This window comes from Falsochrobactrum shanghaiense, from assembly GCF_003149535.1.
Lineage (GTDB): Bacteria > Pseudomonadota > Alphaproteobacteria > Rhizobiales > Rhizobiaceae > Brucella > Brucella shanghaiense.
Genome location: NZ_QGDB01000008.1, coordinates 71,776 through 92,090, shown reverse-complemented (window position 1 = coordinate 92,090; position 20,315 = coordinate 71,776). Strand labels below are relative to the sequence as shown.

Here is a 20,315-nt window from a genome sequence, read left to right as displayed (position 1 = left end):
AAGCAACGGAGCGGACCTTGCGTTTCTTCCTGTCGGTTTCATCTTTCATCGTGGCCTTAGCCGTCTCGGCGGTGGCGTCAGCTATCGAACCGCCGCTTCCAATGGATCAGGCCTTTCGCATGGAGGCAGGACGCGACGGTCCTGACATCGCATTAAGATGGCAGCTTGAAGACGGCTACTATCTCTACCGAGAATACCTGAGTGTGAAAGACGCCGACGGCAGACCTCTCGAAATGACAACCCCGCCGGGCGTCATCAAGGAGGATCCCGGATACGGAAGCACCGAGGTTTATTATGGGACGGCTACGGCAACGATCGCCGGACCGATCACTGGTTTCGTCAAGGTCACCTACCAGGGCTGCCAGGATGGCGGTCTCTGCTATCCTCCGACCACGGTCGATCTCGACCCTGCTGCGTTGACGCCTGTAGCCAGCAAAAAACCGGCTGGTCTTCAGACTGCGCTTCAGTCACAGGCAGCCTTTCCTCTGGTGTCCAAAGCCGCGCCGGAACCCGCCGACACGGCTGCAATCCGTATCTCTGACCAGTCCTCCAACGGACTCGTGGGATCTCTGCTCGATCGCGGTGGAGTGCTGTTGCTGGTCGCCGGCTTCATGGGGCTCGGCGTCCTGCTGGCCTTCACGCCATGCGTGTTTCCCATGTACCCTATCCTCGCCGCGACCCTTTCGAGGGAGGGCGAGAGCCTGTCGGCTGGACGTGGATTTGTATTGTCGTCAACCTACGTCCTTTCTTTGGCGGCTGCCTTCAGTCTCTTCGGCGTGGTCGCTGCATGGTGGGGTCAGAGCTTCCAGATCGCGCTCCAGTCTTCCGCTGCCACACTCGTCGTTGCAGCCATCTTCGTGGCTCTGGCACTTTCAAGCTTCGGGATATTCGAACTCCAGCTTCCCTCCTTTCTCAGGAACCGGCTCGCCCCACGCCGCGATTCAGGAGGTTCACTGGCGTCTTCGGCAGCGCTCGGATTCTCATCCGCTCTGGTGATCGGACCTTGCGTTACGGCTCCGCTCGCCGGCGCGCTTCTCTACATTGCGCAGACCGGAGACGTCGTCCTCGGCGCGACGGCCTTGTTCGCGCTCGGCATCGGCAAGGGCATCCCCTTGATCCTGATGGGGACCTTCGGGTCGGGCCTGCTTCCGCGTGCAGGACAATGGATGGAACGGGTCCGGCAGGTCTTCGGCTTCCTGTTCCTCGCCACCGCGGTCTGGCTCGTGGACCGTCTGCTGCCTGCCGGAACTGGTCTTCTGTTGTGGTCTATCCTGGCGATCACCTTCGGGGTTTTCATCGGAGCCTTCGATCAGATGAGACCTGAGGCCGGCAGCGCTGCACGATTTGCCAAATCTGCTGGCATGTTGGCCGCTCTCTACGGCGTCATGCTAGCGATTGGCGGCCTTTCGGGCGCAACCGATCCTCTGAAGCCTCTCGCGCCCATCACTGTCGCGCGCTCCGGAGACGCAACACCAACGAAAGCGATTGACAAGGATTCCTTCCAGTTCGCTGCCTCCTCCTCCGAACTGTCCTCGCTGCTGGCAGCCGACGCGGGAGACACCCCCTCGCTTGTCTACTTCACGGCCGACTGGTGCGTCACCTGCCGGGTGATCGAGCGATCCGTTTTTCCGGACCCGACGGTGGTGAACGCGCTGGACGGCATCCGCCTGATCTCGGTGGATCTCAGTGAGATCACCGAGGCCAACCAGTCGCTGATGAAGGACCTTCAGGTCGTCGGGCCCCCGACAATGCTGTTCCTCGACGGCAACAACGATGAGATTGCCGACAGCAGGCTGGTGGGAGAGATCAGTGCAGACACCGTTACGACGTCTGCATCAGCAGCCAAGAGCGCCCTTCGATGAACGCCGTCTCCTTCGGTCCCTTCGCGTTCGACGCCGAGCGCTTCGCTGCCATCGTGGGCATGGTCGTGTTTCTCGCTGCAGCGTCCGTTCTTGCCCACCGGGTCGACGACAGGCTCGGACGCTGGTCGTCTTGGACGGCTCTGGTCGGACTGGCGGCGGCGCGCCTGGGGCATGTTCTGCAGCATGCCGGGAGCTTCGCTTCGGAGCCTTGGCGGATCCTTGCGGTGTGGCAAGGCGGGTTCTCCTGGAGCGGAGGGGCCGCAGGCGTCGCCGTGGTGCTGGTCCTGCTGTTCCTGAAGAGCCGAAAGCTTGTCGGATGGGCCGTGGCTAGCCTTGCCGCTGGCATGGTTGCGACAGCGGCGACGCTGGCGTTGACCTATTCTGACCCGCAGCTAGCGCCCGTCACCTCCAGCTTCCGGACACTTGATGGTGCCGAAAGAGGGATCGGTGCCAACGGTCGTCCTACGGTTCTGAACATGTGGGCGACGTGGTGCCCGCCTTGCCGCCGCGAACTGCCGATGATGGCGGAACTCGCTGCCAACATGGCCGATGTCGACTTCGTCTTTGCAAACCAGGGCGAGCAGGCGGCCAAGATCGCTGACTACCTCCGGAGTGCGAACCTCGATCTGCCGCAGGCGGTGCTCGATCCGCAGCTTCTGCTCAGCCGCCACTATTCGGCGGTCGGTCTGCCCGCAACACTCTTCTTAGCAGCCGACGGCACGCTGGCCGGCTCTCACCTCGGCGAGATTTCCCGCGAGGTTCTCGCGCAGAAGATCCAGGAACTCAAATCTGAAGAAGGAATATCCGAATGATCCCTGCCCGAGCGGCCGATCTGTGGCGACCGTTGACCGCCTCGCTTTTCGTCATGGGGTTGTCGGCCTGCGCGCAGACCGCCGCGGAGCCCGCAAAGGTCGAAGCCCCGAAAGCGGACCCGTCGTTGGCCAGTATGTATGCGCCGATCAAGGATGGAGACGAAACCATCCCCGGCGTCGACGTCTCCAAGATGGATCCGAAGAATGTCCGCCAGGTTGTGGACTACAAGACCGGCTATCCGGCAGGCACTATCGTGGTCGATCCCCACTCCCGTTTTCTTTACCTCGTCATGGAGGGTGGCAAGGCGATGCGCTACGGCGTCGGCGTCGCCAAGGCCGGCATGGAATTCGAGGGCGAGGCCGATATCGCCCGTAAGGCGCAGTGGCCGGGCTGGGTGCCCACCCAGAACATGATCAAGCGCAATCCGGAGCGCTACGGCCCTTTAGCATCGGGCCTGGAGGGTGGCATCAAGAACCCTCTGGGAGCACGTGCCCTGTACCTCTACCAGGGCGGCAAGGACACGCTCTATCGAATCCACGGGACCAATGAACCCTGGAGCATCGGCAAGTCGGTCTCGTCCGGCTGCATCCGGCTGCTGAACCACGACATCATCGACCTGCATCGCCGCGTGCCGAAGGGCTCCAAGGTCGTCGTGCTCGGACCTGAAGAATCGCGAAAAGGAGAAGTATGAATGATTACCCGCAGAAACCTGCTCGCCGTCACCGCGGGCACTGCCGCAGTGGCTGCCGTCCTCCCGCGCCTGGCGTTCGGCCAGGAGATCACCGAAAAGACCGTCTTCCATGATCCGGACGCACCAGTTCTCGGCAATCCCAAAGGGGACGTCACGGTCGTCGAATTCTTCGATTACCAGTGCCCCTACTGCAAGAAGATCCATCCCATGCTCGAGAAGGTCGTTCGCGAGGACGGCAATGTCCGGCTGGTGCTGAAGGACTGGCCCGTCTTCGGCGGTGCCTCGATCTTTGCTGCCCAGGCAGTTCTCGGAGCCGCCCAGATCGGCAAGTACGAGCCTGCAATGGAGGCGCTGATGAAGACGACGGGCAAACTGACTGAAGAAGCCGTGGAGAAGGCGCTCACGAGCACCGGCCTCACGATGAAGGAAATTGCTGCCGCCGTGAACAAGCACAGCACCAAGATCTCGGGGCTGCTCGACCGCAACTACAGCCAGGCGCTCGCCTTCAACTTCGCAGGTACGCCTTCCTTCGTCATCGGCCGGACCACGTTCGCAGGTGTGCTGGATGAGAAGGGGCTGAAGAAGGCGATCGCAGAGGCCCGCGCGGCCTGAGCGGGTGGCTCCACGGCGCACTGGCCTCCGCCATTCGTCACTTAAGGTTGCCCTAAGGCGGGCAGGCTTGGAAGCAGCCCGCGAGATTAACAGAGAGTACCGACATGGCCTATGACAGTCAGACTGAAGAGAGAACGAGCAGCTCAAATGGACGGTGGGTGGGTGCAGGCTTGCCAAGGCGCTCCTTCATCCTTGGTGTAGGGGCGATCGCCGTCTCTGGCTGTGTATCGACCCAACCGCCGCCCGTCGTGACGATCGCCGAACCTCCGCCAGCGCCTGCGCCGGTGGTGCCGCCGATGTACTATGCAATGCCCAATGAGAGGTTTCCGATCCCGGAGGTCGACATCAGCCAGCTACCGCCGCAGTTCTGGCGAACCGAGGTGGACTATCCGACGAACGAGAAGCCAGGCACCCTCGTCGTCGATACGCCAGCCAAATATCTCTACCACGTTAAGGCAGGTGGCCGCGCGACCCGCTATGGAATCGGAGTAGGACGGGAGGGGTTCGCCTGGGCTGGGGAGGCCATAATGGCTTACAGGCGGGAATGGCCGCGCTGGACACCGCCTGATTCAATGGTTGCGCGGCAGCCAGGGCTGGAGCCCTACAGCATTGCAAATGGAGGCATGGATCCCGGACTCAAAAATCCACTCGGTGCTCGCGCCCTCTATATCCATGAAAACGGGAAGGACACGCTGTATCGGATACACGGCACGCCTGAGGCGTTCAGCATCGGGAAGGCCGTTTCCTCAGGTTGCATTCGGCTCATCAATCAGGATGTGATCCATCTTCACGACGAGGCAAGAGATGGCAGCCGCATCGTCGTCATTCCCGACCCGGCGATGAGCCATCTGCTTGTGGGATGAACTTCAGGTTGACCCGCGTGTCACATCACCAGCGGGTCAGGCACTGTTACTTTAACGAGAGTGCAGACATGGCTCATTCTTTGTGGCCTCTGTCATGCAGATTTCAGGCACGAGATTTCACGCCACATGTCAGTGGCGGCTTGTCGTAGCTCTCGGTGATTGGCTGAACTGATTTGGTTGCGTGGGAAATAATGAAGATTGTAAATCGGGTCATGTATCGACGTGAAGTTTTGCACATGTCGCGCCGATTTAAAGCGCTTCATAACCCGCTCGCGTCGTCGGATCGGCTGATGCGAATTCTCTGCCCGATTGTTCAAACCCTTATGCTGGCGATGATCGCAAACGCTAAGGCCTATCACTCGTTTCGCAGCGCCATACGAGCGCAGTTTATCGGTGACCATAACCCGCGGTGCACAGCCCTGAGCAGAGAGAAGCTTGCACATAAAACGCTTGGCGGCCTTGGTATTGCGGCGTTTCTGGACCAAAACATCTAACACAAAACCGTCCTGATCGACCGCTCGCCAAAGAATGTGATGCTCACCTTTGATAGATATTACGCACTCATCCAAGTGCCATTTATCGCCAAGGCGCGGTGTGCGACGACGGATATTACTGGCATAAGCCCGTCCGAATTTCTCCGCCCATTCGTAAACTGACTTATGTGTGACGAATATCCCGCGATAAGCCAGCATATCTTCGACCATACGAAAGCTCAGTGGAAAGCGGAAATACAACCACACCGCCTCAGCAATAATCTCAGCTGGATAGCGATGGCGACGATAAAGCGAGGCACGAGGTTCTGTCATACCCTATTATCGCTGCTGATGTTTACGCTTTGATTAAGGTAACGGTGCCACATTTGCGAATGGGCATTTGTTCCCTGACCAGCACGTAACCAATTCCGTATGCTTATACTTTTTGCTTTTCGGGGGAACATTTGATCCGGCGAGAAGTTGGACCACGGAGGATCTTAGTGATGAAAACTAATTCACCAAAGAAAAGCGCTGGCGCTCGTATAAGGGGATCTGTCCAAAAAGGCGAGACCGGGGATAAAGTTCCTGGCTTTGATCCGGCAGCGGCACCGATGGAAACCGACGCAGAAGCTGGAGGATCCTCATTTCCGGATAACGATGCAATACCGCGATCAGACGGAAATCCAACAAAAGCCACTGAAAGTAACGCCTCCAGTCACGCGTCCGGCCTCCGGGGGTGGGATTCCGAGGAATCCACTCATTCCTCCGGGCGAAACGGAAGCATGCGAAAACGCCCAGCCTTTTTGTTCTGCTTGTTTATCCTAGCACTAATTGTTGTTGGATTCGTATTCGGATCGGTGAGGCAGTGAAAATTGAAATCAGGGCATTGCATTGATCTTTTTGGGAGATAGAAATGGTGACCACTTATGAGATGCTACACAAAGGCGACGGCACCTGGTCTATCGTAGACAAGGCAACGAGACAGCCCTTAACATTTAAAGGTCGGCTTCAAGTTTCGCTTACAGAAGATGTGGCTAAAGAGGCTCTTGCGATCCTGGAGCGCATTGAACAAGAGCATGCGCAGCAGTTAGACGAAGGGCGACAGACGTAAAAACTGACTTCTGTGCGAGCCGCACCGGACGCAATCAACTCTCGAAGTCGCCTTCTTTCATATCGATCAAGCCTCTCGGCACATTGATCGGTTCGTCGCTGACACGGTGGACCTGATAGGACTTTACGTCGCGAAAGGCACTTGATTCGTTGGTTGTAAGGTCAACGTCTCCAATCGCCACTTGTCCAGGGAGAGCAGCCGTCTCATATTGAGTGGCTACTACCCTTGCGTCAGCTTCTGAGCGGGCAGATACCAGAACCGTTCCACGTTTGAGAGCCAATTCATTGTCATCTCCCGACGATGGAACAAGCAGAAAGGCGTAGCACCGAAAATCGGTTTCAACCTTGACGCCGTTATCTGGTGTTTCTTTCCACTTATTAAAGACGTTTTTATCCCGGTATTCCATTTTAACCGTATGCGCCGTCTACGCCCCATTGATTTTACAATTTTGGCTACGGTGCAAAGCTACCAGCGTGCCGGATGTGAGCTCACCGGATAGTATCTGGCGAGCTCATTGTGAGGCTTTGATGCGGGCGGCGTATGCCCATGGCATCAGGGCATCGATGTCTTTGGCGAGGTGGCCGTTTGCGAGACGGGTGAAGAGGTCGCACAGGTAGGCATAGGGCTCGACGCCGTTCATTTTACAAGTGCCGATCAGGCTGGCAAACCGGGCCCAATTACGGCCCCCTTCGTTGTGCCCGGCAAAGAGCGCATTGCGGCGGTTCATCGCCGGTCGGCGGATCGCGTTTTCCACGAGGTTGGAGTCGATATCGACGTGGCCGTCGTCCAGGAACAGCCGGAAGCCGTCCTGCCGCGTCAGCATATAGGCCAGGGCTTTTCCGAGGTCAGACTTGCGTGAGACACGCGAAGCCTGGGCTGCGATCCAGGTAAAGAACGCGTCCACCAACGGGAGGGACAGGTCCTGTCGGACTGCACGACGATGTTCGGGATCTGAGCCCCGGATACTGTCTTCGATCTTGTAGAGCGCGGCGATCCGCAACAGCGCCTCGTCGACGATGGGCGATCCACTCTTTGGCGTGGCCTTGATCAGCTTTCTGCGCCCGTGCGCCCAACAGAAAGCCAGCTTCAACGGGTCGCCACCCACCCGGTCCGACGTGGCGAGGTGAGAGTAACCACCGTAGGCATCGACCTGGATCGTGCCATTGAACCCGCTGAGGATTTCAGCGGCATATTCGCCTTTACGTCCAGGCCGATAATGGAACACCACGCCCGGCGGCGCAGAGCCATTCCATCCACGATCGTCGCGCAGCACGGCCCAGAGATAACCCGTCTTCGTCTTGCCTCGTCCCGGATCCAGAACCGGGGCGGTGGTCTCGTCGACATAGAGCCGCGTGCTTTCCCACAGCAGCCGTTTTGCCATGTGGTCGACCACCGGTGCGATTTCGCTGCCCGTGCGCCCCATCCAATCGGAAAGGACCGTGCGGTCTATCGGTACCCCATGTCGCGCCATGACTTCGGCCTGCCGGTTGAGCGGCATATGTTCGGAATGCTTGGAGACGGCAATCTCAGCCAGAAGGGCTTCCGTCGGCCAGCTCCCTTCCAAAAGATGCGCCGGCGCTCTGGCCTGAATGACGCCCGTTCGACCCTTGGGGCATGCGTATTTCGGGCGGATCGTGACGATCACCTCATAGCGCGCCGGGACCCGGTCGAGCCGTTCCGTCCGATCCTCGCCGATCCACACCATGTTGCCACAACCGCAGGGACAAACGATGCTCCCGGGCTCGATCACCCGCTCGACCCGCGGCAGGTGTTCGGGCAGTGCACGGGCCTTACGCTCCTGGCGAGGAGCGACTTTTTCCGGATCGGATGCGCTGGCTTCGATCTTCTTCTCGACGGCAGCTATCCGTGCCTGTGTTTCGGCGATCGCCGTTTCAAGGTCTTCCAGCGCCAGTTCCATCTGCGCCGGATCGAGCTTTTCCGATTTCGGCCCGAACTTCGTGCGCCGATAGTCGTGAACCTGCCCCTCAAGCTTCTCGATCAGTTCCTTCAGCTCGGCGATGAAGGCGTCCTTTTCGGCAACCACAGCCTGCTCATGCTGACGTGCGGCACGCTCCACCGACAGCTCGAACTGCATCGCCGCAAAGGCTTTGACAACCTCTGGCGGAAGGTCCGGAAACAGGCTGAGATCAAGTGGCGACGACATGCGGCTTTATAGCAAGGCAGTACAAAAAAGCCAAATAAAACAATGCAAAGACCGCCGGATATTCACCCTGCCGCCGACGGCGCGCTCACCCGTTGCGCCATGACCCGTCGCCAGTCAAGACCTTCGAACAAAGCCTCATATTGACCCCTGGAAAGACGCATCGTCCCATCCTGAACCTTGGGCCAGGCAAAGTTTCCATGCTCAAGAATTTTGTAGATGAGCACCAGCCCTGTGCCATCCCACACCAGGATCTTCAGGCGATCCCCGCGCTTCGACCGGAAGATCACCGTCACCCCGGAATGCGGATCGAGCTTCAACTCGGTCTGCACCATCAGAGCCAGCGCGTGATGCCCACAGCGGAAGTCAACCGGCCGCGTCGCGATCAGGATCGGCAAGCGTTGGCCAGCGACGATCATGACGCTCCTCGTACAGCGCGAACCACAGCAGCGACCCGTTCCACCGGCACATCGCCAGGAATCCGCATCACGACGTCTGAGCCAATTTCCAACGTCAACACCGCTGATCCCGCCTGCGGCCTGTCGCAGGCCAGCTTTGGCAGCGACAAAGGATTGCCAGGCTCAGGCGGCTCCGCAGCGATTGCCAGAGGCACGAATGCGGGCTCGGCACCATCGTGCGACGACGGCGTCGTTGCCGCCGCAAACGGCAGGGCCAGAATGCCGTCGCGCACCTGACGTCGCCAATCGGAAAGTTGGTTTGCTACAACACCGTGACGACGCGCGACATCCACAACGCGCGCACCAGGCTCAAGGCTTTCCGCGACAATGCGAGCCTTCACGTCATCCGGCCATCGCCGGTTACCGCGGCGCGGCTCAACGACCTCATAGCGACCAACAAATCCATTATCCATCATTCAACTTCCAGATACGTCTGGAAGCCTTCTCGCATGAGAAACCATGCTCAAAAAGCAGCGGACCCAATGGGACGCAGACGGCGCTTACTTTTAACCTCCGTGCGCCGCCAAGGAGCTCCCCTTTCCCGGGCGCAGCCGCATCACAATATTTCTATTCATTCAGTTCCTTAGCCATCTTCAGATGATGCTCAAGGGTCGGGCGAGTAGCATTTGCCCAGGCCTTCAAGTCAGCATCATCGCCGTTTTCTCCATATCGCTTAAATAGATCGACAGCATTTTCGTGCACCGATTCCTGATCGCTTCGATACTGCGTGGTAAATTCATCGCCTTGAAGTTTTTTCAAATCGTCTAGCATTTTTTGGTGATCTTCCGTCGGTGCCGCGGGAGCTTTAACTGACTTCACCTTCGTAGCGATTAAATCCTTGAGTTCGGCGGACGTTTTCTCGTGATCGGTAACCATTTGCTGGGCGAAGCTCTTGGTCGCAGGATCACCCTTATCCAGCGCGAGCTTGCTCGATTCGATCTCGAACATGTCACTGCTTCCGCTAAGCGTCACGAAGTCCTGCGTGGTGGGTGCTGTTCCAATCAGCGAGTTGACGCCAGTTTTTTCAGCGGTCGACTGTGCATAAACTGGTGTTGGCGCTAGCAATAAGGTCGAAAAAGCAAGCAATATTAACTTCATAGTCGTTTTCCTTCTTAACCGAAGCCAATCGAACTATTTCGCGGAAGATATGTTCCCTAAAAACTGAAACTGGGCCGCGCAGCTTATTTAGTTAGCATCTTTAAAAACCTGGAACTTTTTATCCTCAAGAATTGTTCATTAGTACGATCCGTTACAAAGGAGAGACGATAATGAACTCAATAATCTATCTTGTAGGACTGGTTGTGATTGTTTTGTTTATCCTGTCATTTCTGGGGTTACGCTAATGGTTGATCAAACTTCAGTACAGAACGACGGTGATCGCGGATATGTAGACTGGCCGGCAATTTTTGCAGGAACAGTTGTTGCATCGGCTACTATGACAGTCTTGACAACTTTCGCGAGCGGACTTGGTCTTAGTTCGATATCGTTGGATAACGGAGGCGATATAAGCATAGCGTGGTTGGTCATTACTGCGCTGTTTGTCATCATCTCGATGGTTGGTTCTTATATGCTGGGAGGCTATATCGCCGGCCGCATGCGAAGACCTGCGGGTACCGCTACTCGGGACGAACTGACCGTTCGTGATGGCTTGAACGGTCTGGCTGTTTGGGGCTTGGGAACATTAATCTCTGCGCTATTTGCACTTTCAATTTTATCTGGCGGCGTTAAAGCAGTTGGAGGCGCTGCCCAAACTGTCGCAGAAACAGCAGGAACCGTCATTGGAGGAACGGCGCAAGGAGCGGGCCAATTGGCTGGAGGACTAATATCTGGGGCTGGCAGTGCGGCCGGCGGCATTATCCAAGGCACTGGGCAAGCAGCAGCACCCTCCATTGAGCAAATGCTTCCCCAGGGATTGAAGGCTAATCCCGTCGACTACTTTACAGATACGTTGCTGCGAAATGATAGAGCACCCACATCTGGTGCGGAGGGTCAAAATGCTGCTGATTTCACCCGACAGGCAGGCAGCATTTTCTCCAACCTGCTCTCGACAGGCCAGATAACCGACGAAGATAAAGCTTGGCTCGTCCGTCAGGTTACGGCTCAAACGGAAATGAGTGAGACCGACGCCCAAAATCGCGTCAATCAGACAATCGAGCGGGTCCAGACCGTGAGAGCGGAAGCGCAGAAGAAGCTCGATGAAGCGCGAAAGCAAATTGATGATGCAAAAGAACAAGCCAGCAAGGCGCTTGAGGAAGCAAAAGCACAAGCATTGGAGACTGCTGAGAAGACCAAAATAGCTGGCATTCTGAGCGCCTTCCTTTTGGCTGCTTCAGCCTTGGTTGCCGCAGGGGCCGCCTATATCGGTGCAGTGCACGGCGGTCGTCACCGAGACGAGGGTAGAATTTGGAGCGGTTTAGCCTACCGTAGATAGATTCAGTCTGTGCTAAGCGAAAAGTCCCTTCCTGTGCAGACGGTGAAGGGATTTTTACTTAGACGGTCGGCCATTTTTATAACGCGTGTTTACAGGTCGACCCATTGGATCCAATCATTATTGTGCACGCATTTGACTACGATAAACTCAATTATCTGACGGTGTTTCGATCAATTTTTCTCTCGGGAGGTAGCGAGCTTTGAGGCTGACGAGATTCCGACTGGCAATCAGTTGGTGTGGTGGGCTGTATCTGCGTTATAATGTAAGTTCCATAATTGGTCTTATCTGATTTTTAATAACATATTGTTTTTATTTACTTATTTTCTATAATCGCATCCCGCGCTCAAACGGCGAATGAAGAAAAATAAAAAAGCATTCAAGCGAAAAAACGATGAGCATTTTGCATTGGTAAAGTATATCTTCCCCGGCGGCGAACTCGATCATCTGGGCATGACTATCGAAAATCGCGAAGGGCACGGCGTCAAGATATATGATGTCGACAACCTGCGCGAAAATTTCGCCTTTCCGGCTGCGCGCTGGCTTTTGAACGTGGTACCGTACAGATCAACCAAACGCTCGCGCCAAAACGCAAACATGGCCTTTAGCCGGCTCCTCAAACACGTAATGATATTTAGCTGACGTCGATATGAACACGATGATCTGACACAAGGTGTTTCTGCGAGCCAATCCAGCGGGTGAAAGTTACTTCGGGCTTTCCCTTTGCGAACAAGGAATCTCTTAAGGTTGCGTTGCAAAAATCAGCTCAGCACGAAGCGAGCCTTACCAGGCACGGTGCTGTCACATTGTTTGATGCACCAAGCAGGCATATCTCTCGGTCAGATATTATCCGGATGGGAGAGTTCTTCTTTGCGCTGACACAAAGAGCTCATAATTTTTAGCGGGTTGGGTAGAGAGAGCCAGGGCCTTGTGAGCTGCTTCACGCGCTGCAAACAGGCGCCGCAAGGAAAGTAGCGCCGAAAACGCCAACTAAAACGTGCCGGTTTTAGCGAACAGAGCGAGCGGCGAGTTTTTGTTGCAAGTTTTCAACAATTCCTGCTGCCACGGCAAGCAGATCGCAGAATCAGTCTCGAAAGAAAATGGTATTAGCCTTGCAATTTCGCAAAACTATCGCCTATACTTGAATATAAGCTGAATATCACATCCCCAGGCCCATGAGGAAATCATGACCCAGGTCCATGTAGACAAAGCTTCTTCCCCCCGGCCTCCCGCGCAGCGACGGCGCGAGCTAATCGCTTTTCTCGTCCTTGCTTTTGGAATCTGGCCCATCCTCGCCGTTGGGGTTGTCGGCGGCTATGGCTTTCTGGTGTGGATGTGGCAGATCATTTTCGGCCCTCCGGGCCCGCCTTCGGGCGGATTTCACTAGGAGGTGCCATGAAACAGCGTTCAGGCATAACCCGTCGTGAATTGCTCCGCGGCAATGGCCTCGCCGACAGGCTTCCCCTCAGACATCATATTTCAAGCGCCGTCATTTCCGTGCTGCCACGGCACAGGGAGCAAGTGTGCGTCCATATTGACGATATGGAGGGGGTGGAGGTCCACGCGGCAGAAGGCAGCAAGATCGTTGCCGTCATCGAAGGGCCGAGCGCGGGCGTGCTGGGTGAAAGGCTGATGCGGATCAATCTCCTTGAGGGAGTGTTGAGCGCCAATCTCGTATATGAACAAATCTGCGACGAGGAAGAAAGTGCATCATGACCAGTTTGATGACGCGCCGCGAAATCCTTAAAGCCAATGCCGCCGCCCTCGCCGCCGCCGCCGCTGGCATTGCGGCGCCCGCCGCGGCCCAGTCTATTCCGGGCGGCGTCAGCGCGCTCGAGATCAAATGGTCGAAGGCACCCTGCCGCTTCTGTGGCACCGGCTGCGGCGTCATGGTCGGGGTGAAGGAGGGCAAGGTCGTCGCCACCCATGGCGACATGCAGGCCGAGGTCAATCGCGGCCTCAATTGCGTGAAGGGCTATTTCCTTTCCAAGATCATGTACGGCGCAGACCGCCTGACCCAGCCTTTGTTGCGCAAGGTCAACGGCAAATTCGACAAGAATGGCGAGTTCGAACCCGTCAGCTGGGATGAAGCTTTCGACGTGATGGCGGAAAAGCTCAAGGCGACGCTGAAGAACAAGGGACCGGAAGCCGTGGGCATGTTCGGCTCCGGACAATGGACGATTTTTGAGGGCTATGCCGCAACCAAACTGATGCGTGCGGGGTTCCGCTCCAATAATCTTGATCCCAATGCCCGCCATTGCATGGCGTCCGCAGCCTTCGCTTTCATGCGCACTTTCGGCATGGACGAACCGATGGGCTGCTACGACGATTTTGAAGCCGCTGACGCATTCGTGCTGTGGGGCTCCAACATGGCCGAAATGCATCCCATCCTGTGGACACGGGTTGCAGACCGGCGTCTTGGCCATCCGCATGTGCGCTGCGCGGTGCTTTCGACCTTTACCCACCGCTCCATGGACCTCGCCGATATACCCGTCGTATTCAAGCCCGGCACCGATCTGGCGATCCTCAACTATATCGCCAACCATATCATCACGACCGACCGGGTAAACAGGGATTTCGTCGACAGGCATACGGTCTTCGTCAGGGGTGTAACCGATATCGGCTATGGCCTGCGTCCCGAACACGAACTGGAACAGGCAGCGGCCAACGCCGCCGATCCCGGCAAGACGGAGCCGATCGATTTTGAAGCCTTCAAGGAAATGGTGTCGGAATATACGCTGGAAAAGGTCTCCGAGCTTTCCGGGGTGGAACCGGAATTTCTTAAGGAGCTGGCCGAGCTTTATGCCGATCCTTCCGTCAAGGTGATGTCGCTGTGGACCATGGGTTTCAACCAGCATGTCCGCGGCGTCTGGGCCAACCAGATGGTCTATAATATCCATCTTCTGACCGGCAAGATTTCCGAGCCGGGCAATAGTCCCTTCTCCCTGACCGGCCAGCCATCGGCTTGCGGAACCGCCCGTGAAGTGGGTACTTTCGCCCATCGCCTGCCCGCCGACATGGTGGTCACCAATCCCGGCCATCGCAAGGCTGCGGAAGAAATCTGGAGACTGCCCTTCGGGCTTCTGCCTGCCGTGCCGGGCTATCATGCCGTCCTTCAGGACCGGATGCTCAGGGACGGCAAGCTCAACTGGTACTGGATACAGGTCAATAATAATCTTCAGGCGGCGCCCAATACGGCCAATGAGACCTATCCCGGCTATCGTAATCCCGAAAATTTCATCGTCGTATCCGATGTCTATCCAACCATCACAGCGGTCAATGCCGATCTGATCCTTCCCGCTGCGATGTGGGTGGAAAAAGAAGGCGCTTACGGAAATGCCGAGCGCCGCACCCATGTCTGGCATCAGCTGGTGCAGGCTCAGGGCGAGGCGCGCTCCGACCTGTGGCAATTGGTGGAGTTCTCCAAGCGTTTCAAAACAGATGAAGTCTGGCCGGCGGAAATTCTTGCGCAAAATCCAGACTATAAAAACAAATCACTTTACGATGTTCTTTTCAGAAACGGGAATGTCGACCAGTTCCCCCTGTCGGAAATGGATGCCGAATACGACAATCAGGAAGCAAAAGACTTCGGTTTCTATCTTCAGAAGGGGCTGTTTGAGGAATATGCCGCTTTCGGTCGCGGGCATGGCCATGACCTTGCTCCTTACGATACCTATCATCAGGAGCGCGGCCTTCGCTGGCCGGTGGTTGATGGCAAGGAAACCCTGTGGCGCTACCGGGAGGGTTATGACCCCTATGTCAAAGCCGGGGAAGGCGTGAAATTTTACGGCAATCCGGACGGAAAGGCGAAGATCATCGCCGTGCCCTATGAGCCGCCTGCAGAAAGCCCCGACGAGGAATATGACCTGTGGCTCGTGACGGGCCGGGTTCTGGAGCACTGGCATTCCGGTTCAATGACGATGCGTGTACCGGAGCTTTACAAGGCATTTCCCGGCGCGGTCTGTTTCATGAATGCGGACGATGCCCGCATGCGGGGTATTAATCAGGGTGCCGAAGTGACGATCGAGTCGCGGCGCGGCGCAATGCGTGCCCGCATTGAGACGCGCGGACGCAATCGAATGCCCAAAGGCGTCATTTTCGTTCCATGGTTCGATGTCAGCAAGCTGATCAATAAAGTAACCCTCGACGCAACCGATCCAATCTCGAAGCAGACGGATTTCAAAAAATGCGCAGTCAAGATTGTCCGCATCTGAAATCGCGCCTCGTTCTCGTGGCGTTTGCCCTGGCGGCAACGAGCGCGTCCGTCGCTCTGGCGCAGATGCGTATCGAAACCATGGGGAATGTGAACTTTTCGGAGCACCCCCCCGCCAAACCTGTTCCCAAATGGGTTGTTGATGACATTCGCAAGATGCGCGCCTATCCTGACCAGCCTCCTGTTATCCCTCATTCGATCGAAGGCTACCAGCTTTCGGTGAACACCAATCGCTGCCTGTCTTGCCACCGGCGCGAATTTACCGAAAGTTCCGGCGCGCCGATGGTCAGCGTGACGCATTACATTACGCGCGAAGGGCAAATGCTGGCGGATGTGTCGCCCCGCCGCTACTTCTGCACCGCCTGCCATGTGCCGCAAGCGGATACCGTGCCGCTTATAGGCAATACATTTCGCGACATGAGCGAGATGGGCGTGAAGCATGCGGGGGAAAACTAGGCGATGCACAGGATCAAACAGCTTGTCGCCTGGCTATGGGATTTTCTCAGGCGTCCCGCGGCGACGCTCAGCCTCGCCTTTCTGACACTGGGCGGATTTGTAGGCGGGGTTATCTTCTGGGGTGCTTTTAATACGGCCCTCGAGGTGACCAATACCGAACGGTTTTGCATTTCCTGCCATGAAATGCAGGACAATGTTTATCAGGAGCTGACGCGCACGGTGCATTTCTCGAACCGCTCCGGCGTACGGGCGTCTTGTCCCGATTGCCATGTTCCACACGAATGGACCGACAAGATCGCCCGCAAGATGCAGGCCTCAAAGGAGGTCTGGGGCAAAATATTCGGCACGATCAATACGCGCCGGAAGTTTCTGGACAAGCGTCTGGAACTTGCCCAGCATGAATGGCACCGGCTGAAAGCCAATGACAGTCTCGAATGCCGCAATTGCCACTCCTCAGTAGCGATGGATTTGTCGAAGCAGACTTCACGCGCGGCGATGATCCATACGCGCTACCTCTTGTCGGGGCAGGCCACGTGTATCGATTGCCATAAAGGTATCGCTCATGAGCTTCCGAATATGGAGGGCATTGATCCGGGCTGGAAAGTGCCTGCAGAGATGCAGGCACTCTCTTCCTGGCTTGATCAAACAGTAATTGCGATCAGTTCGAAATAGTCGGGATGTCAATCTGAACCATCCCGACTTTATCGGAGAAGCACGACCGCCCACTGCAGCGATGATCCCTTCATCGATGTACACCGCTCGGTGTTCGGGATCGAGCTGATTTGCAGACTGCTACCAATTCCCGTGGCCAGTGATGTGATGGTGAATATGATCACGACAAGGCATTATCGACGTAGCGCCGTCAGGGCCTCGAAATTGAGGTCCTTTTGCATATCTGGAGAAGCGTCGCCAGGGCGGCCCACGTCCGTCCGCCGCCCTCGCTTCCGGCAAACAGACTGTTTTTCCTCGTGATTGTCTGGGGCTTGATCGCGCACTTAATAATGTTGGAGTCGATTTCGACCCGGCCATTAGTGAGGAAGTGCTCCATGGCCTCGCGCGGGGTGAGCGCCTAGCGGATCGCCTCGGCGGTTTTGGACTTGCCAGAGACCTTACCCAGTCCTTTTCCCACAGGTCGAAGAGGCGGTCGACAATAGTTTCGGGTTAGTCCTGCGGAAAGCGGCGCGATACTCCTGCCACAACAAGGTCAGCGTCACAGAAGCTGATTTTGCGATCCAAACGTACCGTGGCAGAAGCGCATTCGAGGTATTTGCCCGCCAACACTGATCTGGCGCCGGTCAATCAGGCGCTGTTGACCGCTCTCGCCCATAATCTCAATGCGACCCCGCGCAAATGTCTCGGATTCAAACACCAGCAGAGGTCTTTGCCAGACTTTTGCAGGAAGCAACATAATCAGATAACCTCACCAACGGTATGATGCACTTGGGCTGGCTTCTCCAAAAAAATGTTATTATTATATTATTTGACATCGCCACATCCCGCGCATTTGCATGCACACCAATTTATTGGCTTTATTGAGGAGCGGTTGAACTTAACTCCGAGTTGCCCAATGCTGAAACGGATCAGGATGTGATAAATAAGCTAGTTACACTGCCTTGAAGGCATCGCAAACATCCGCCTACTTGCCCTGCGCATCGCAAGAGTTTAATTTGCTTGCATTCATTTTGGATCAGGCACCAAGATCAAAATCAAGCCTAAGAGCCGAACCAAAAATTAAGTTGAGCGATTTCAGTAGCTTATGATTCTCTGTGGTTTACCAAGACTACGGAGGATCACATGGCCTGGACTGAAACCACTCGGCGTGACTTTGCCAGACGAGGCTTGCGTTACGCAAGCGATTGCACGGACGATGAGTGGACTATCATTGCGCCGCTTTTACAGCCGATGAGCAAAGTCGGTCGTCCGCGCGAGCACGATTCCCGCACGTTGTGGAACGCAATCCAATACATCGCGACGACGGGTTGCCAATGGGCGCAATTGCCGAAGGAATTTCCGCCGTTTACGACGGTGCAGTACCATTTTTACCGGATGCGAGACAGCGGATTGCTTGATCTTATCAATGAGATGCTGGTTGCGGTGACACGCCTGGCGGAAGGTCGCAAGGCGGAGCCGACAGCCGCTATTATTGATAGCCAGTCGGTCAAGACGACGGAAGCTGGCGGTCCACGAGGCTATGATGCAGGTAAAAAGATAAAAGGGCGCAAGCGCCATATCGTAGCTGATATGACCGGCAATATGCTGGAAGGCATCGTGCATGGTGCCGATGTTCAAGACCGGGACGGCGCGCCGGATCTGATCGAGCGAACCCGCGCGAACTATCCCTCCGTGAAGAGACTCTTCGCCGATGGCGGATATGCTGGCGAAAAGCTGACAACCGCTGTAGCACATATCGAAGCGCTCGCGATCGAAATCGTCAAGCGCTCTGATCAGGCCAAAGGCTTTGTAATCCTGCCCAAAAGATGGATCGTTGAGCGGACCTTTGCGTGGCTTAACCGCTACCGTCGGTTGGCAAAAGATTGGGAGGCCTCCATTGCATCGTCAGAGGCTTGGATGTTCATATCATCCATCAGACGAATGACACGCCGTATCGCAAGGTTAGAATTTTGAGTCGGGCTCTAAGCAGAGATTACCATCTTTCGTGCGGGTCATTCCCCATGCTGGAAGAAGCTTTGACTTGGTCCGGTAATGGAAGAGGTATGATGAAAATGCTGCGCGATCTGGTCCGATAAAATCAGGGCTCTGACAGCACTCAATGAATCCGACATTTTTCAATGCGTCGACGGGTTTTCATTTATTCTGGGCAAGAACCAGGTCAAAAGCCCAAATAATGGCAAATAGGAGCACAATCGATATACTGTCTCTACACCATATTGGTCAGCGAGTATTCCAAGGATAGCTGCCGCAATGCCACCAAGCCCGAAATTCAGGCCATAGAAGAGACCCCCGATAAGCCCTATGCGATTGGGCAGAAGTTCCATCGCGTAGATGAGGATCGATGCAAATGCACTTGCCATGATCAGATTGATGAAAACGGTCAGCACCCCGGTCCAGAAAAGATCGACATAGGGAAGCATCAAGGTCAACGGGAGTGGCCCCAGCACAGAAATCCAGATGATCTTATAACGACCAATCCTATCTCCAACGATACCGCCGATCAAAGCTCCCGCCGCAGAGGCCATCAGAAAGATAAACAGCATCATTTGTGCAGACGGGATTGATAGCCCGAATTTATCCATCAGATAGAACGTATAGAACGAGCGAAAACTCTCCCCATATGCGTTCTTCGTAAACATCAGGAAAGTCAATACGACGAGTCCGACTGCGATAGTGGCAGGGGCATGACGGATATGTTCGCTGCTTGTGCTGCCGCCAGTACGCATAGCAATGAATGCCGCCCGAATTTCGTTTTGCTTGCTGCCTGTCCAGAGAAGAAGCGACATCGCGAGCAAGGCCACGACGGCAAACCAGGCAAGGCTTTGCTGTCCCAAAGGTACAATGATCAAGGCGGCCAGAACAGGTCCAAGTGCACCGCCTGCTTGTCCTCCTACCTGAAAAATACCCTGCGCAAGACCCTGGCGTCCGCCAGCCGCATATCGAGCCATGCGTGTAGCTTCCGGATGGAAAATCGACGATCCAATGCCGATCAGCGCAACAGAGACAAGAATGACTGCATAACTATGCGCGAATGCAAGGCTGACCAGTCCAGATAGCGTAAACATCATTCCCGCTACAGGCGAGAAAGGGGCCGGACGCTTGTCAGTAATCATCCCGATGACGGGCTGAAGCAAAGACCCTGCAATCTGGAAGGTGAGGGTGATCATCCCGATTTGCACAAAATCGAGAGCATAGGCATCTTTGAGGATGGGATAGGATGCGGAAATCAGGGACTGCATCAAGTCGTTCAGAAGATGCGTAAAGCCCAGAACGAGCATAACGACGATATACGACTTCGGACGTATCCGGGCGGAACTTGATACTATCGCGTTCATTCCACCTCCTCCCACCACAAAAGCAAAAATACTGCTCGTGCTTTACACCCTCCCCCGAACCGGGTCTATCTTATGAGGAAAATATATTCTGAACGATGGCGTTCTCATTAAAAGTCTTCGCGATCATCATCTGCGGCATTTTGCAGTTCGCATCATGGAAGGTTCAA

Annotated in this window: 21 protein-coding genes and 2 pseudogenes; 15 read left to right on the top strand and 8 right to left on the bottom strand. The window is 55.9% G+C overall.

The genetic code is table 11. From position 1 onward, the window contains the following. Window positions 1-17: 17 nt before the first annotated feature. From dsbD to DKP76_RS16755, 5 genes are all read left to right on the top strand, one after another. Complete coding sequence (gene dsbD, locus DKP76_RS16775) at window positions 18-1,862, top strand: protein-disulfide reductase DsbD (protein ID WP_199224835.1); 1,845 nt, start codon at window positions 18-20, stop codon at window positions 1,860-1,862. After that, window positions 1,859-2,674, top strand: a complete 816-nt coding sequence (locus DKP76_RS16770; RefSeq protein ID WP_109707829.1) for a TlpA disulfide reductase family protein — start codon at window positions 1,859-1,861, stop codon at window positions 2,672-2,674. The genes dsbD and DKP76_RS16770 overlap by 4 nt, the downstream gene beginning before the upstream one ends. Next, window positions 2,671-3,366 (top strand): L,D-transpeptidase, encoded by a 696-nt coding sequence (locus DKP76_RS16765; RefSeq protein WP_097142929.1) that lies wholly within the window; start codon window positions 2,671-2,673, stop codon window positions 3,364-3,366. Before DKP76_RS16770 ends, DKP76_RS16765 begins: the two co-directional genes overlap by 4 nt. Beyond that, window positions 3,367-3,978 carry a DsbA family protein gene (locus tag DKP76_RS16760; protein ID WP_077549659.1) on the top strand — a complete coding sequence of 204 codons (612 nt, stop codon included), beginning with the start codon at window positions 3,367-3,369 and terminating at the stop codon, window positions 3,976-3,978. It begins immediately after the preceding gene. Window positions 3,979-4,082: 104 nt separating this feature from the next. Further along, the gene (locus DKP76_RS16755; protein WP_077549660.1) at window positions 4,083-4,841 is read left to right on the top strand and encodes a L,D-transpeptidase; all 759 of its coding nucleotides are present in this window, start codon (window positions 4,083-4,085) and stop codon (window positions 4,839-4,841) included. 92 nt (window positions 4,842-4,933) lie between these two features. Here the strand turns inward: DKP76_RS16755 and DKP76_RS16750 are convergent, their stop codons facing one another. Continuing rightward, window positions 4,934-5,647 (bottom strand): IS6 family transposase, encoded by a 714-nt coding sequence (locus DKP76_RS16750; RefSeq protein WP_109707828.1) that lies wholly within the window; start codon window positions 5,645-5,647, stop codon window positions 4,934-4,936. A 580-nt stretch (window positions 5,648-6,227) separates the two neighbouring features. Here DKP76_RS16750 and DKP76_RS16740 point away from each other — a divergent pair. Next, on the top strand, window positions 6,228-6,425 hold the full coding sequence (locus tag DKP76_RS16740; RefSeq protein ID WP_109707826.1) for a hypothetical protein: 198 nt from the start codon (window positions 6,228-6,230) through the stop codon (window positions 6,423-6,425). Window positions 6,426-6,459: 34 nt separating this feature from the next. On the opposite strand, the gene DKP76_RS16735 is transcribed toward DKP76_RS16740, so the two are convergent. From DKP76_RS16735 to DKP76_RS16715, 5 genes are all read right to left on the bottom strand, one after another. Continuing rightward, the gene (locus DKP76_RS16735) at window positions 6,460-6,831 is read right to left on the bottom strand and encodes a hypothetical protein (RefSeq protein ID WP_109707825.1); all 372 of its coding nucleotides are present in this window, start codon (window positions 6,829-6,831) and stop codon (window positions 6,460-6,462) included. 105 nt (window positions 6,832-6,936) lie between these two features. Next, window positions 6,937-8,589, bottom strand: a complete 1,653-nt coding sequence (gene tnpC, locus DKP76_RS16730) for an IS66 family transposase (protein WP_109707824.1) — start codon at window positions 8,587-8,589, stop codon at window positions 6,937-6,939. A 62-nt stretch (window positions 8,590-8,651) separates the two neighbouring features. Further along, window positions 8,652-9,005: an IS66 family insertion sequence element accessory protein TnpB gene (gene tnpB, locus DKP76_RS16725; protein ID WP_109707823.1), complete on the bottom strand. Its 354-nt coding sequence runs from the start codon at window positions 9,003-9,005 to the stop codon at window positions 8,652-8,654. Further along, window positions 9,002-9,460, bottom strand: coding sequence for an IS66-like element accessory protein TnpA (gene tnpA, locus DKP76_RS16720; RefSeq protein ID WP_109707822.1), 459 nt, complete (start codon window positions 9,458-9,460; stop codon window positions 9,002-9,004). Before tnpA ends, tnpB begins: the two co-directional genes overlap by 4 nt. 151 nt (window positions 9,461-9,611) lie before the next feature. Then, window positions 9,612-10,142 (bottom strand): DUF4142 domain-containing protein, encoded by a 531-nt coding sequence (locus DKP76_RS16715; protein ID WP_109707821.1) that lies wholly within the window; start codon window positions 10,140-10,142, stop codon window positions 9,612-9,614. A 244-nt stretch (window positions 10,143-10,386) separates the two neighbouring features. Between DKP76_RS16715 and DKP76_RS16710 the strand changes: the two genes are divergently transcribed. The 7 genes from DKP76_RS16710 (at window position 10,387) to DKP76_RS16680 (ending at window position 16,813) form a co-directional block, all read left to right on the top strand. Next, window positions 10,387-11,475, top strand: a complete 1,089-nt coding sequence (locus tag DKP76_RS16710; protein WP_109707820.1) for a F0F1 ATP synthase subunit B — start codon at window positions 10,387-10,389, stop codon at window positions 11,473-11,475. A gap of 354 nt (window positions 11,476-11,829) precedes the next feature. Further along, complete coding sequence (locus DKP76_RS16705) at window positions 11,830-12,114, top strand: class I SAM-dependent methyltransferase (RefSeq protein ID WP_245410259.1); 285 nt, start codon at window positions 11,830-11,832, stop codon at window positions 12,112-12,114. Between the two features lie 544 nt (window positions 12,115-12,658). Then, window positions 12,659-12,859 carry a periplasmic nitrate reductase, NapE protein gene (gene napE, locus DKP76_RS16700; RefSeq protein WP_109707819.1) on the top strand — a complete coding sequence of 67 codons (201 nt, stop codon included), beginning with the start codon at window positions 12,659-12,661 and terminating at the stop codon, window positions 12,857-12,859. A gap of 8 nt (window positions 12,860-12,867) precedes the next feature. Continuing rightward, on the top strand, window positions 12,868-13,188 hold the full coding sequence (locus DKP76_RS16695; protein WP_109707818.1) for a chaperone NapD: 321 nt from the start codon (window positions 12,868-12,870) through the stop codon (window positions 13,186-13,188). Next, window positions 13,185-15,686: a periplasmic nitrate reductase subunit alpha gene (gene napA / locus DKP76_RS16690; protein WP_109707817.1), complete on the top strand. Its 2,502-nt coding sequence runs from the start codon at window positions 13,185-13,187 to the stop codon at window positions 15,684-15,686. The genes DKP76_RS16695 and napA overlap by 4 nt, the downstream gene beginning before the upstream one ends. Before the next feature lie 65 nt (window positions 15,687-15,751). Further along, window positions 15,752-16,141 (top strand): nitrate reductase cytochrome c-type subunit, encoded by a 390-nt coding sequence (locus DKP76_RS16685; protein WP_109707845.1) that lies wholly within the window; start codon window positions 15,752-15,754, stop codon window positions 16,139-16,141. Window positions 16,142-16,144: 3 nt separating this feature from the next. After that, window positions 16,145-16,813 carry a NapC/NirT family cytochrome c gene (locus DKP76_RS16680; protein ID WP_109707816.1) on the top strand — a complete coding sequence of 223 codons (669 nt, stop codon included), beginning with the start codon at window positions 16,145-16,147 and terminating at the stop codon, window positions 16,811-16,813. A gap of 202 nt (window positions 16,814-17,015) precedes the next feature. Here DKP76_RS16680 and DKP76_RS16675 read toward each other — a convergent pair. After that, a pseudogene (locus tag DKP76_RS16675) lies at window positions 17,016-17,293 on the bottom strand (IS66 family transposase); the annotation flags it as partial. Window positions 17,294-17,364: 71 nt separating this feature from the next. Here DKP76_RS16675 and DKP76_RS19880 point away from each other — a divergent pair. Next, a pseudogene (locus tag DKP76_RS19880) lies at window positions 17,365-17,551 on the top strand (IS30 family transposase); the annotation flags it as partial. A gap of 384 nt (window positions 17,552-17,935) precedes the next feature. Further along, the gene (locus DKP76_RS16670) at window positions 17,936-18,766 is read left to right on the top strand and encodes an IS5 family transposase (protein WP_109707815.1); all 831 of its coding nucleotides are present in this window, start codon (window positions 17,936-17,938) and stop codon (window positions 18,764-18,766) included. A gap of 161 nt (window positions 18,767-18,927) precedes the next feature. On the opposite strand, the gene DKP76_RS16665 is transcribed toward DKP76_RS16670, so the two are convergent. Next, window positions 18,928-20,148 (bottom strand): MFS transporter, encoded by a 1,221-nt coding sequence (locus DKP76_RS16665; protein WP_109707814.1) that lies wholly within the window; start codon window positions 20,146-20,148, stop codon window positions 18,928-18,930. Between the last annotated feature and the right edge of the window lie 167 nt (window positions 20,149-20,315).